The sequence below is a fragment of the Pseudomonas sp. MSSRFD41 genome (genome assembly GCF_014230245.1).
Taxonomy (GTDB): Bacteria; Pseudomonadota; Gammaproteobacteria; order Pseudomonadales; family Pseudomonadaceae; genus Aquipseudomonas; species Aquipseudomonas piscis.
Map to the genome: position 1 here is coordinate 17,092 of NZ_JACKZK010000042.1, position 12,224 is coordinate 29,315.

The 12,224-nt window shown below is 59.6% G+C and carries 19 protein-coding genes; 2 read left to right on the forward strand and 17 right to left on the reverse strand.

Going from position 1 to position 12,224, the window contains the following annotated elements:
- The first annotated feature begins 75 nt into the window (after positions 1-75).
- Positions 76-462, forward strand: coding sequence for a DUF4440 domain-containing protein (locus H7A76_RS31360; RefSeq protein ID WP_185702113.1), 387 nt, complete (start codon positions 76-78; stop codon positions 460-462).
- Here H7A76_RS31360 and H7A76_RS31365 read toward each other — a convergent pair.
- The 12 genes from H7A76_RS31365 to H7A76_RS31420 form a co-directional block, all read right to left on the reverse strand.
- Positions 459-875, reverse strand: a complete 417-nt coding sequence (locus H7A76_RS31365; protein ID WP_185702114.1) for a phage tail terminator-like protein — start codon at positions 873-875, stop codon at positions 459-461. The two genes, H7A76_RS31360 and H7A76_RS31365, sit on opposite strands and share 4 nt — an antisense overlap.
- Positions 872-1,525, reverse strand: coding sequence for a hypothetical protein (locus H7A76_RS31370; protein ID WP_185702115.1), 654 nt, complete (start codon positions 1,523-1,525; stop codon positions 872-874). The genes H7A76_RS31365 and H7A76_RS31370 overlap by 4 nt, the downstream gene beginning before the upstream one ends.
- Positions 1,522-1,893, reverse strand: a complete 372-nt coding sequence (locus H7A76_RS31375; RefSeq protein WP_185702116.1) for a hypothetical protein — start codon at positions 1,891-1,893, stop codon at positions 1,522-1,524. The genes H7A76_RS31370 and H7A76_RS31375 overlap by 4 nt, the downstream gene beginning before the upstream one ends.
- A gap of 2 nt (positions 1,894-1,895) precedes the next feature.
- The gene (locus H7A76_RS31380) at positions 1,896-2,399 is read right to left on the reverse strand and encodes a DnaT-like ssDNA-binding protein (protein WP_185702117.1); all 504 of its coding nucleotides are present in this window, start codon (positions 2,397-2,399) and stop codon (positions 1,896-1,898) included.
- A gap of 59 nt (positions 2,400-2,458) precedes the next feature.
- Positions 2,459-3,049 carry a hypothetical protein gene (locus H7A76_RS31385; RefSeq protein ID WP_185702118.1) on the reverse strand — a complete coding sequence of 197 codons (591 nt, stop codon included), beginning with the start codon at positions 3,047-3,049 and terminating at the stop codon, positions 2,459-2,461.
- Between the two features lie 45 nt (positions 3,050-3,094).
- Positions 3,095-4,057 (reverse strand): major capsid protein, encoded by a 963-nt coding sequence (locus tag H7A76_RS31390; RefSeq protein WP_053152060.1) that lies wholly within the window; start codon positions 4,055-4,057, stop codon positions 3,095-3,097.
- Between the two features lie 12 nt (positions 4,058-4,069).
- Positions 4,070-4,834 (reverse strand): hypothetical protein, encoded by a 765-nt coding sequence (locus tag H7A76_RS31395; RefSeq protein ID WP_185702119.1) that lies wholly within the window; start codon positions 4,832-4,834, stop codon positions 4,070-4,072.
- A gap of 117 nt (positions 4,835-4,951) precedes the next feature.
- Positions 4,952-6,043: a minor capsid protein gene (locus H7A76_RS31400; protein WP_185702120.1), complete on the reverse strand. Its 1,092-nt coding sequence runs from the start codon at positions 6,041-6,043 to the stop codon at positions 4,952-4,954.
- On the reverse strand, positions 6,018-7,436 hold the full coding sequence (locus H7A76_RS31405) for a DUF4055 domain-containing protein (protein WP_185702121.1): 1,419 nt from the start codon (positions 7,434-7,436) through the stop codon (positions 6,018-6,020). The genes H7A76_RS31400 and H7A76_RS31405 overlap by 26 nt, the downstream gene beginning before the upstream one ends.
- Positions 7,433-8,755 carry a terminase gene (locus H7A76_RS31410; protein ID WP_185702122.1) on the reverse strand — a complete coding sequence of 441 codons (1,323 nt, stop codon included), beginning with the start codon at positions 8,753-8,755 and terminating at the stop codon, positions 7,433-7,435. The genes H7A76_RS31405 and H7A76_RS31410 overlap by 4 nt, the downstream gene beginning before the upstream one ends.
- A complete protein-coding gene (locus H7A76_RS31415) occupies positions 8,730-9,206 on the reverse strand; it encodes a DUF2280 domain-containing protein (RefSeq protein ID WP_185702123.1) in 477 nt (158 codons plus the stop codon). The genes H7A76_RS31410 and H7A76_RS31415 overlap by 26 nt, the downstream gene beginning before the upstream one ends.
- 31 nt (positions 9,207-9,237) lie before the next feature.
- Complete coding sequence (locus H7A76_RS31420; RefSeq protein ID WP_185702124.1) at positions 9,238-9,861, reverse strand: putative metallopeptidase; 624 nt, start codon at positions 9,859-9,861, stop codon at positions 9,238-9,240.
- A 75-nt stretch (positions 9,862-9,936) separates the two neighbouring features.
- Between H7A76_RS31420 and H7A76_RS32240 the strand changes: the two genes are divergently transcribed.
- On the forward strand, positions 9,937-10,359 hold the full coding sequence (locus tag H7A76_RS32240) for a hypothetical protein (RefSeq protein WP_221775441.1): 423 nt from the start codon (positions 9,937-9,939) through the stop codon (positions 10,357-10,359).
- A gap of 173 nt (positions 10,360-10,532) precedes the next feature.
- Here H7A76_RS32240 and H7A76_RS31425 read toward each other — a convergent pair whose 3' ends face one another.
- From H7A76_RS31425 to H7A76_RS31445, 5 genes are all read right to left on the reverse strand, one after another.
- Complete coding sequence (locus tag H7A76_RS31425) at positions 10,533-10,724, reverse strand: hypothetical protein (RefSeq protein ID WP_185702125.1); 192 nt, start codon at positions 10,722-10,724, stop codon at positions 10,533-10,535.
- Complete coding sequence (locus H7A76_RS31430; RefSeq protein WP_185702126.1) at positions 10,724-10,954, reverse strand: hypothetical protein; 231 nt, start codon at positions 10,952-10,954, stop codon at positions 10,724-10,726. Before H7A76_RS31430 ends, H7A76_RS31425 begins: the two co-directional genes overlap by 1 nt.
- Before the next feature lie 57 nt (positions 10,955-11,011).
- Positions 11,012-11,347: a phage holin, lambda family gene (locus H7A76_RS31435; RefSeq protein ID WP_185702127.1), complete on the reverse strand. Its 336-nt coding sequence runs from the start codon at positions 11,345-11,347 to the stop codon at positions 11,012-11,014.
- Positions 11,348-11,376: 29 nt separating this feature from the next.
- The gene (locus tag H7A76_RS31440) at positions 11,377-11,877 is read right to left on the reverse strand and encodes a hypothetical protein (RefSeq protein WP_185702128.1); all 501 of its coding nucleotides are present in this window, start codon (positions 11,875-11,877) and stop codon (positions 11,377-11,379) included.
- Between the two features lie 92 nt (positions 11,878-11,969).
- The coding region (locus tag H7A76_RS31445; protein WP_185702129.1) for an acyloxyacyl hydrolase at positions 11,970-12,224 on the reverse strand (255 nt) is incomplete at its 5' end.

The following is a 12,224-nucleotide window of genomic DNA, read 5'->3' on the forward strand; positions in this document are numbered from 1 at the left end:
GGTTCGTGGGGTGCCCAAAGGGCGGTGATAGTGCTAATCAGATAGGCCCGGAATGAGTCGCAAGGGAAAACCAAGATGACAGAGGCCGCACTACTCAATCTGCTTCAAGACTTGGAGGTCAGCTTGCATCAGGCAAGCGTCCGAAATAACCCTGGTGAGCTGGATCGTTTACTGCACAAGGAGTTTCATGAAATTGGTCGGTCAGGGGCCTTCTATACGAAAGCCGATACGGTTGAAACCTTGCCCCTTAAAGAGTCTCACTCTGAAATTCTGGCGCAAAATTTCAAACTGACGGTGATATCCAAGGACGCTTGTCTGCTGATATACGAGGCGGCCCAATCCACCCGTTCAGGTGAACCAACTCAATACGCGCGGAGATCGTCAATTTGGAAAATTGAAGATGGCGAGTGGAAAATGCTATTCCATCAAGGGACACCTGCTCACCCGTTTGATCTTGCCTAAATCGTGTCGGCTCGATACGCGAACGAAACCGGAACGGTGTAGGTCGTGTCGTCCGGGATACCTGGCCCCTGATCGACGGGCGTCATGGTCACCACGGTCAGTGCATTCTTCGTGATTCGCTCGTACAGCGGAAACAGCGCGGCGACCTGGTCAGCCAGCGCGCCGGTCGCGCCGCGATATTTGCCCGCTGGTGTCACGATGCTCACCTGAAACACGCCGGTGTATAGCTTGTGGTCGCCGGCAAGCGTATTGCTCGCGGTATCGCCCGGTAATGTGAACGCCCTCAGGTAGGAAGCGCCATCCACGGGCGTGTATGCCTCGTTTTCGACGACAATTTTGAGGGGCGTCGGTAAAGCCTTCGCCCAGGCGATCAGCTTGGCTTCGTAGATCGAAGCGATGATGTTGTGGCTCATACCTGGCTGTTCCTGATGGCTTCGTCGACGATCTGCTGGAACCGCGCGAGCGTGATGCGCACCATGCCGCCCGGTGCCTGCTTAGAATGCCCGTATTCAAGCGGCACCGCATAAGGCAGGTTGTTTACGATGTAGGCTGTCTGGCCAGCGGTCAGCGACTGCACCTGGGTGCGCAGAACCGCGATGGTGACATTGCCGGATGGGTCGACCTGGTCCAGCACTCCATCCGCCGGCGCGTCGACGCTGAACTGCCAGTTCCCCCGGAAGCGGCCGCCGACATAGTCCTTTCCGGCGACCAGGCCGTTCACGTTGAAGTTCTGGTCGCGCTCAGCCTTGGTCAAGGGCTTGGCGTACCTCACACCGCGGCGCAGCTTGCCGGCCTTGGTGAAGTTGCTTTCGTCCAGGTTGATCAGCGTGTTGCGTACCGAGACCTTGAAGTCGTAGTCGTCGGCTGCGCGCGTATTGGCCGCACGGTGTGCCACGTTCGCCGCCCAGATCTCTGGATTGCCCACCGGCGACATGCGAATCACGCTGCTGCCGATCTCGATCACGATCTCGCGAAAGGTGGCGTCAATGCGGGCCTGGGCCTGCTCGGCGAATTGGCGGATGTTCTCGGCGAAGCTGCCGTTCCTGCCCGCATACCGGTTCATGACCGCACCTGCAGCTCGTACAGAATCGGCGTACCGGCGGGGTTGATCTCTTTCAGCGGTGGAACGATTGACCAGGTCCGGCCCTGAATGACCACTTTGTTCAGCAGATCTGGCGCCCACTCCAGCCCTTGTGCGGCGACCTTGAGCTTCTTGTCACCCTGCTTGATGAGACTGTTGTTCTGAAACTCTAGGCCTGTGAAGTCGAGCAGGATGCCCTGGGCGGTTTGCTCGGTGACGGTTTCGGGGCCGGATGATCCTGTTTCAGGGTCGTATTCGCCGGGCTTGATGTCGCGGATGGTTACGGGTTGGCCGAAGCGCGTAATCAACCGCAACGCGGTTTCAGCCGTGCGGCCATAAAACGCGCTCATGATCATGCCCTCACGGCAAACAGGCCTCGCTTGGCCAAGTAGTCGGCGAACTGGGTTCGACTCGGTCGATCCGGTGCAGCCGGGAGAAGCCGGCCGCTGGTATTGCTGATTGGCGCATATTCAACATCGACCGCGCCTTCGACACGCTCGCGGATTACTGCGCCCTGGCGTTGGTCGATCGGATCAATGTCGTCGGCATGAATCTCGGCAGCCAGAGCCATCTGGCCGTACTGAATCCGCGCCGGCAGGTAGTTATTGGGCTTGATCTCCTGATCCAGCAGCACCTCCCGGCGCGGCCAGGCCAAAGCCTGCTCGCTACTGGTCTTGCGCCCTTTCCAGGTCATGCCATCCATTGCTAGAGCCGCCCGGCGAAGCAGCGCTTCCTGCGCGGGCACCTCCGCAGGGATGACGACGCCGAACTTCACGGCGTACATGGCCAGGTCCTCGGCGGATGCGTAGCTTTCGGCGTCAGGCTTTCCGGTGCCGTCCTCAATGATGATTGTCATGCGTCAACTCGCTGGTATGGGTTGAAGATTGGCCACCGGATCACCGGCAGCCAGCAGTATCAGGCCTTGGGCAGATCAGCGATGAGCTTTTCAAGCGATTCTTTCGAGGCGTTGGCCCGGTACTGCACCTTCGCTTCATCAAGCTTTGCCTTCAGCGCCGCAATTTCGCCAGCCTCATCAGTCGGCGCCGCAGGTACCGCCTTCTTCAGAGCTTCGACCTCACCGCGCAGTGCATCGACAGTCAGGAGCAAGCCGTCACGCTCAGTTGTCAGCTCGCCGACTGAGCCGTGGATGATGCCCAGCGATTCAAACAGACGTATCGCCAGCTCACCAGACTCGGGGCGCTGGATTTCGCCAGCGTCCAGACCATCAAGCAGGAGAATGACCGCGCCATTTTCAGCTCGCAGCTTTGCAACTTCGTCTGCCAGGTCACCACATGCAGGCGCCTTGGCACTCGGGATAAGCGCGGCCGGGGCATCTTCGACCAATACGTCAACACCTGCTGCCTCATAGGCAGCGACAATGTCCGGATAGTCGCCGACGACCACCACTGCCGTCGCATCGCGCTCGATACCGCGAAACAGGCTTGCAGTGCGGTATCGCTTGTCCGGATCGAAGCCTTCAAGCTGGTTCGTGTAAATCAGTTCCATGGAAATCTCCGCAGCAGCCATTGCTGACCGCTTCCAGGGCAGGTATCAACCACCGGCCGGTGGCGTAGGGGTCAGCGTGATCATCACGCCGGCGGTGACCTTGTTGCTGTCCGCGTGCTTGGCCCAGTTGGCTGCCGAGCCTACGGCGGCCAGGGTTGGGTTGGCACCACCAGCAGACTCCTTCCAGCTGTAGCCCAGAACATCGATGTTCACGGTGCCCTCGGCCCGGTAGCCGATGCCCAGGTTCTCTTCATCGTTCACAGGGTACGAGCGGAAGCCCGGGGCCTGGGACTCGGTGATGACCACCGCATTCGGCAGCAGGCCGAAGATCACGTCCGCAGGTGCGGTATCGGTTACCAGTACCGGCTTGCCGAGAGTGCCCGGCAGGCCGCCGTAGATAACAACGCCGGCTTCTTCGTAGATCTTGTTGGTGATGGCCTCATCGACGATGTCGAAGTAGGCGCTGGAGTGCATGACCCACAAGGCAATGCGGCCGAACTTGTCGCCGAACTTGCGCATGCCACGGGTCAGAGTCTTTTTGCCATCGGTTTCGATGTTGGCGGTGACCACCATGCCGGCGTTGGAGCCAATCGAAGCCCGAAGCGCAGCAGTGGCGTACTGGATGAAACCTTCCAGGGTCGCGTCAGCCACGTCGGCGCCAATGATCTGAGAGAACTCATCAACCGGACGACCACGACGCTTGAACGCCTCTTCGGTGGTCTGGTACGGGCCGTACTTCCATGGGGCCTTGACGCCCACAGCCTCGCCGGCCCCGATCTTCTTGGCGGTCACCTTGCCGGTGGAGTTGACGTCGCGGTGTTCCAGCGAGCCGCCGATCTTGTAGAAAGCGCGCTTGCGGAAGTCGCCCTCGATCAGCTCGTTGTCGAGGACGATCGCACCATTGGAGGATGCGTTGAACACGTCCAGGTTGTCCTGGACACGTTCCAGGTATGCGGTCTGCGCCTCATCGTTGTAGATGATCAGGTCGCTGTTAACGGTTGTTGGCATGGATGAATCCCCTTACTTGGGCAATGCGAGGTACGCGGTTTGGCCGTGCTTGCGCTGGTAGTCGCGCTTCTGCTCGGCAGTCATTTCGGAGCGCTTGAATGCAGCCTGGCCGCTACCCCCGCCCGGGGCTTGAGTGCCTGAGGCCCTTGGCCACAGGTGAGGTGCACTTTCGCGCAGAGACTCCGCCCATTCGAGCGGTGTCAGAGGGGTCTTGCCGTCTTTGCCGAGAACGATCTCGCCAGATTCATCAACGGCAACGGCTTCGCCCTCTTCGTTCAGGGTGAACACGCCTTTGGCGCGCAGGATGATGTCGTCGGTTGCTTCAGGGAGGGCGCCGGCCTTCAGCGCTGCGCCGCGTACCGAATCGCCCAGGACCTTGCCCTGGAATTTGGCAGCGAAGGCCTCGGCCTTCTCGGCCCGCGCGGTGACCGTCTTCAGTTGCTTGTCGTAGTCGCCACGCAGGCGCTCGGTACGGCGATTGAAGACTTCGTCTACTTTACCTTCAGTGAGCAACTTGGTTTCTTCATCCTGGCCCGCCTTGGTAAGCAGCCCCCTCACTGCGTCGATATCCAGGCCATCGAACTGGCCTTTCAGCTTGTCCAGTTCGGTCTTGATGGTCTTGTTGGAGCCGATAAGCTCCTGATTCTTGGACTTGAGGCCGGTCACCTCGCCATCCAGGTACTTCTGCACCTCACCGCCGAGAGCGGTTTTCAGTGCGGCAACCTGTGTTTCATCGAGGTTTAGGCCGTGGGCGGCCGGATCGAAATCAAAAGGCATGGTGCTATCCCCTGGGGATTGATTGGCCCGCCTGGCGGACATAAAAAAGCCCCGGCTTTGCCGAGGCTCCAGATTTGCGCGCCACGTTTTCACGTTTCGCTTTTTTGTGGCGCGGATTTATCTATTGATACCGGCACGCTCAAACGCCAGCGGCTCCAGGCTCTTCATCTGCGCCAGGGTCAACGGCGCAAAGTTGCGATCAAGCTGCAGCTCTGCGAACCGCTCCACGGTCAATCCACCCTCCCGGAACAGCTTGCCCCGAACAGGACCGATTGCTACGTCCTGAAACGCTGCTGGCTGCTGCTGAAGCCACCGGTAGTAGTCCAGGCTCGCGCTGACCTGCTGGGGGCCGCCATCACCGACAGAGGCCCGGGTAGCCCCCTTGGCGAACACCGCACTGAGCTTGGTGATGAGGACGAAGGTTGTCCGGCAGTTCGGGTGAAACGGCGGCCGGGGCCCTGAGTCGACCGGAAACCGTCGCTTATCCATCGATCGGCAGGTCTGGCTGGTCTTACTGTCCAGCGTGGCGACCATCTCGACTTCGGACACTATGTCCGTGTTGGCCTTGGCCACCTCCATGCGCGCCTGGGACGAAACATGCTGAATTGCTGTGTGAACGACAGTGGTGGCGTTGCGGCTAGTTGTGGCCAGAATGCCGTCCTTGTAGCCGGCCGCCTTGGTGCCGCGGATGTTGCGAATGATCTGGAAGTTCGTCTGCCCTTCGAAGAAGCCCTGCCGGATCGTGCCTGTGACGCGCTCGCGCTCGGCAGTGGTACAGCCCTTGATGAAGGCTTTCAGCAGCTTCCCGCCACCGGTGCCGCGCACACTGAGCGGGTTTGTCAGGACTGCCGTGCGAACAGCAGCAACAGTCGGAGCCGCCACATCCAGCGAGACGCCAACCGGCGCCGACCGGGCAAGGCTGGTGGCTTCGAACTCAGCCTCGTAGTTCGCAATGTCCACCAGGTCGAGATTCAGTTGCGTGCTATAGCGGTCGAAGATGCCCAGCAGGAGGCTATCGACCTCCTTCAGCAGCGCCTCCAGGCGCTTGACGTTGTACTCGGTCAGATCCGACCGGGTGAGCCGGTCCCGAATCGAACGATCAATCTCCTTGAGGAAGGGAGCGAACTTGTCCACCTCCCCCGCCTTCAGCTTCTCGAGAAAGACCGCGTGCCGGATCGTTGCGTCAAGGATTGCTTGATTTGCCGCCATTTTGGTTGTCCTCGTCGTCCAGGCCCAGGCCATCGCCCTGCTCCTGCAGCTCGCCATCGATCTGCTGGTCCGTGCGTTCAGGAGCGATCAGCCCCAGCTTGCGCAAGTAGGCCCGCAGGTCAGCCTTCGCAAACCCGCCGTTCTGCCAGAGCCCGACGAGAGCGGTGATCATCTGCGGATCCGCTGTCAGCTCCACGAACTCCTGGTTGACCTGGTAAGCGACCTTCTTGTCAGTGATGCCCATGTAGGAGCAGCACCACATGAGCGCCCTGGTGTAGGCCTCACTGACGTTGGCAACGCAGCCGGCAAGGACAGAAGTCGATGCAGACTGATCACCGCGGGCCTCGGTTGCCGTCTTTGACGACAGAGACGCTACGACCATGCGAGCGCCCAGCTCGATCATCATCTGGTTCTTGTCGGCCATGGCCTCCTTGACCAACGTGTTGGGCTGGGGCTGTGCGTACCCGAAGGAACCGCCAGCAGGCAGCATCATCGGCGCCCTGGAGCCCACATAGACGCCGTTCTTCTCCATCCAGTCGCGCCACTGCTCATCCAAGCCGGAGATCCACGGCTGGGCCTGGCCGCACCAGAAGACGCTGTCTTCATAGTCGGCGCTGTTCCGGTAGTGGCCCAGGTTGATCATGGCGATGTCGTAGAGGGGCGATTCATCAATGCTCGGGTCGTTGTTCTGCGCGCCGACGAAGGTGAACGGGATCTCTTTGAGGCGCCCGGAGCCGCCTTCAGGCCTGAACTCCTCAACAATGGCCAGCGGGCCGCCGCCTTTCGGTCCAGATCGCCGCCAGACCCGACAGACGAAGCCATCGGGCTCCAATGCCAGCTCTCGATACTGCTCAATCACCTTGAAGCCGAAGCCGTCTTCCTCCTCCGGCGCCTCTCGCAGCACCACCAGGGTCAGCACACTGTGACCATTCACCATCCCGGTACGCCAGTTGATGATGTCCTCAGCGCAGTAGGACAGGATCACCGAGTGGCCACCGATGCCATCGTCCTGGTGGTAGTCGACATAGAGGCCATGCCGACCAGCCTCAAGCACCTTCTCAAGCGTGCCCTGGGAGTGCTGGTAGATGCTCACGCCGGAGCCGTTGGCGTTGTCCTGCAAGTACTCCAGCTTCTTCGACACCACCAGTGTCGGGTCTTTATGGAACGCCAAGCCCAGCAACCCGTTTCGAGTGTGCCCAGTGGCGTTCTTGAAGACTGCGCGCTCGCGGTACGCTCGGTTTCGGTCTTGGTTCTCTGGAGACTTGTCGTGTGCGTTGATGTACGGCAGCCGATCGACAACCCTGTGCTGGCCGGCACACACATCGCGCACTGTTGCCCATCGGCCCAGGGCCTCGATGTAGTCCGCCCGCTTGAAGGAGACGTCGTTGCTCATCGGGCGTATCCCATTTTGATAGAGGTGACGATCGCTTTGATCGGATAACGCTTGGCAATGAAGTAGCCAGCAGCATCGTTCATGTGGTCGTGCCCCTTCTTCGGATCTTTGTCAGGCTCGCCCTTGTCTGTGTAGGTCTGGCGTTCCAGGCATAAGGTGAGCTGGGGGCACTGATCGATGTTGACCTTCAGGCGGCGCTCACCGTACGTGTTCATAAACATCGCATTGACCGAGTTCACCCGGTCTTTGACGCTTGGGTTCTGACTGTCCACAACGACCGTAAATCCAGCCTTTCGCAGAAGGGACAGATCCGACTCGCTGGCATTTTTGCTGCTGGTGTTCTGGCCGCTGGCGTCGGGATATACCGCAATTCCGTGGCCGGGAAAGCGCGACTTGATCTTCTCGATCATCTCGGGCGTATCCCTAACCGAGTGGAACTCATCCAGGGCCAGCGGTAGGTCATCGCGCACCACGTACACAACCGCAGCCATCTTCATGACGTTGAAGTCCATACCGATGTGCAGGGCTTCGCCCGGCTTGATTCGCTCACTGGTGCGGCATTCGCTGCGGCTGAACGTGTAGTACACGACCCCGGCATAGTTCTCGAAGCTGGCTTCGTACTCCTGGCGGAACGTACGAGGGTCCATCTTGCGGCGCGCTGCATCCAACTCCTCGGCCGGAACGTTGCCGCCCTGGAGCGAGGTGTAGAGCCAGCTTTTGTGGTCTGGTTCGCCGTCCTGCTGGCCATCGCGGTAAGTGTCGTAGCAGTGGTTGAATCCCTTCGGAGTGCCAATGCGTAGCGCGTGGCCACCCTTGCACTTGCCGACATCAGGGATTACGTACTCGCAGGTCGACAGCATCGGCCGTAGGACTTCCTCCCACGCTGCCCATTTGCAGTCCGCCCATTCGTCCACCAGGACGAAGAACAAACCAGAACCGCGCAGATCGTCGTAGTTCTCCAAGCCAACACAGCGAATCAGGTGCCCACTCTTCAGCGTGATCAGCATGTCCGACTCGTTCGGCTTGCACTCCCGCCACTCCCGAGGGATAGCCTGCTTGAGCCGACGCCAGAAGACCCGACGGGCCTGTTTCTGTGTCGGGGCGGCGTACCAGATTTCATCCTCGACGCTTACGCCCCACTCCGCAGCCAGGCGGGCCGCGCGACGCATCTCAGCCTTGCCGAGGAAGGTCTTACCAAATCGGCGACCACACACGGCATCGCGGAACCGCGCATTACGCTGGAAGCCCCACACGTAAATGTTCGCCTGTTTTGGCGTCAGCCTTACCGGCGCTTCATAGGTGCGGGGTAGCGGGGACATTCTCGTCTGGCTCCAGCTTGTACTCAGCAACGGCGTACTGTTGGTCCGCCTGGGAGCCCAGGGGCTTATCGGGTTCGATCTTGCGGTTGACGTACATATCGCCGCACTCCTTGGCGGCCTGCTCGTAAAGCTGGGCCGTCAGCGCCAGGTTGCGCATGCTCTCGGCCTTCTCTGCCATCCTGGCCAGGCCGCGGAGGCGAAACGCCCGGTTGGCGATTGGAATGTCCGCCGTCTCCTCGCGGAATCGCTTGCGGGTGTCCTCGAATAGAGTCACCCAACGCTTCGCCAGGCCTTTGCCGGAGTACTTGCTGGGGTCGTGCGTCTCCACCTGCTGGCGGGTCACGGTGATGCTGAATTCTTTCTGGACGGCCTCTACCACCTGTGAAGGCGTGTCGAAGCACGCCAAGGCCTGAACGATAAAGGCCTTCACGTCACTACTGAGGGCTGCCATAGGCTTTCATCCGTCCAGAGCCTGTCCAGAATCACGCCGACTTGAGCAGACAGGTTCCGCAGGCCCTCGAAATGTTGATCTTGGCCACCTCAGGCGGCCGACTTGCAGCGTCGATCAGCTGCTGTACGTCGTTGCTTGCACCGTAGCGCCTCACCACTCCGACGAATTCTTCGACGTCGTGTGAGCGCATCTCAAGCTTGGGCATGCCGTCCTGGGTGAAGGCCGGCGCACCGTACTTGTCGAGCTTGTGTGCGATGTGGAACATCTCATGCTCAACGAGAGCGCAGAACTCAGCGTCAGAGCATTGGGCGCAGTAGTCAGCAGCCAGAGTGATGATGAAGGCCGGCACATCACCGAACCAATCACGCATCTGTTGCTCCATCCGGGCCTTCTGCCATCCGCCAGCGCGGAACATCAGTTGCTCGGCCTGGCCAAGTACAACCCGCCCCTGCTTGGCGAATCCGCTCGACGCCCACAGCACGCCGATGTTGGCGTCAATCAGGTGTGCGTGCTCGGGGTTATGGATGCTGCCGGTGTCGGCGAGGATCTCGGCCCGGAGCCATTCCCATACATCTGAGGCAGGAGCCAGGCGAATACCGAAGCCAGAAAAGTCGCTGAGCTCAAGCAGCGATGCCGGAGGCATTGGCCGATCCATTGCGCGTGCTCCTCCTTCTGAATACTTTTACATAGCTGATATAAACTCTTTGCTCCTTACTCCAGAGAAGCATCTATGTCGCAACAAGGAAGTAATCGTCCCAGCTGGCTTACTACAGGCTCTATTTCACTTTTGCTATCGGCTCTATCTTCGGCAGTCACAGCAGGCGCAATTTATGGCCAGCTGAAAAGCGATCTTTCGACAGCGTCAGAGAAAAACGGAGAGCTGAAGAAAACTAACGAACAGTTAACTGGTTACATCAACGACTGGAGAGCGGAAAACAACACTCTCCGATCACAACTCAATGCGACCCAACTGCGAGTTCAAACCTTAGAGCATGACAGGTGTGAACCGCTTAGACTCAAGGTTGACAGTCTCAGCACCTCGCTTGATATCGCAGCGGAGTTGAACGCTTCGACTGCACGTCTCAACGTACTTAGGGACTTAGGAGGTGAGTATCAGGAGTCTCTTAGAGCTTGCTATAACGCGAAGAGCTGATCCGCTCGAACCACTCTTCAACGTTTCGACGCAGTTCTAGCTCGGTCAGGGTTGTGGGCAGCTTGCCGCCGGAGTTCACCGAGCGCACCAAGTCGCAGGGTAGTACGTGCACACCATCATCAGCCGTAACCGTCAAGTGCGGCCGATCCCTGCGATATCGTGAATATCTGCGGTCATGCCTTCACCATGTTGTGGGTTTGTGCGTGGGCATGCCCGTGCAGCTCTGCGACGATCAGGCCCTGCGGCAGGCCGGCAGCCTTGGCTGCGTCGATTGCCTTGGCGATCGAGCTGTCCAGTTCGGTCAGTGCCTCGATGATGTCTTGGCTCAGCGGCAGCGCGTGATGAAGGCGCGTGACGTTGCCCATCAGCTGAATGGATCAGCAGGCTTGGCGATGGAGCGCACAAACCACATGAAGCCTTGCTGCAGGTTGGTCTTGGCCAGAGCCAGGAGTCGTGGATCTACGCCTTCGATCTGGCCGATCTGCTTGAACAGTTCGCCGGCTTCGGCCTCCAGGGCCTTGATCGAGTTCATGCCGTCGATCTCGCTCTGGGTAAGGTCGCGGTAGCCGGTGATCTTCTTGTGCTGGTTGTCCATTGGTGATCCTCAGATGTTCGCGCCACGGAACGGCGCACTATGATTTCGTGGCGCGCCCTACTGGCCCTCAGAACGCCGCGGCAACTTGAAGTCAGTGACGCGGTCCGCAATGGCGCGCACCTTATCCACGCCAAGCAGGCCAACCCACCCACCGACGAACGCGGCCATGCTTTGCGGCAGGCCGAAGAATTCGAAGCCGCTGATCATGGTCAGGGTCAGGCCACCGCAGATGGCGCCCTCGACAAGCATCTGGCGACGGGTACCACCGCCGTAGGTAATCCGGAGGACTGCCATCGCACAGGAAAGGCCAGCCGCGTACAGGAGGGGCGAATGCTGGCTCAACCACGCAAGAGCAATCGCCCAGGTGTCTGGTTTGTCTGGCATGTTGGACATACTCGATTCCTCCCAGGGCGGGAGCAGGGTTACTTGTTGGGGGTGATCGCAGCGAGCAGCAGGGCCTGGCCCTTGGTCAGGTCAGCGCGAGCCAGGCCGGAGATGGAGTGATCGACGGCAGAATGCCCATCAAGCAAGAGATCGAGCTCGATCAGCCGCTCTTTCAGCTCCCCAACCTTCTTCATCACGTCAGCCTCGTACTCGCTACGGACTTCGGCAACAGTGCGCTGTACGTCCACCAGAGCCAGGCCGGTGCCAGATGGATGGGCGCGCCTAAAGAAGACATCTCCATTGGTGTAAGTTGCCCCAAACACCATGCCGTCAGCATGGTAGGTATAAGGCAGGGAGCAGGTGTCAACTATGAAGAACTGCTCGCGCTGTTCGGTTTCGAGAAGATCACGACAAACGCCAAGGAACCCTGACGGGCTACTGCGAGACACTCGCTTTAATGCCGAGGCCAGACGGGATATATCGCCACCCACCACAGCATCGATTACCGCCTGCTTGTCATGCTTAGCTTGATCGCTCACTTTGGTTCTCCAGAAACGAAAAAGCCCCAGCGGATGCCAGGGCCCGGAAACAAAATACCCGCACAAGGCGGGCATTTCGGGAAATTGCTGTTTCAGATCTGATGGCTGTAGAACAGTGAGTACGACTCGATGCCGTCGTTGGGCTGCTTGATACCAGCGTTGGAGTAGTGAATGGCACGAATGCCGACCTTCTGAGTCTCGCCGATCTTCAGGCCAGCACCGAAGCGGTCTTCGAAGTTAAACGCCGAACCGAACTCTTGGTCACCTGCGGAGGTTCCGGAGAACACCGCTACCCCAATACCTGCCTCAACGAATGGTTTCACGTTGCCGCTACCGAACTCGTAGAC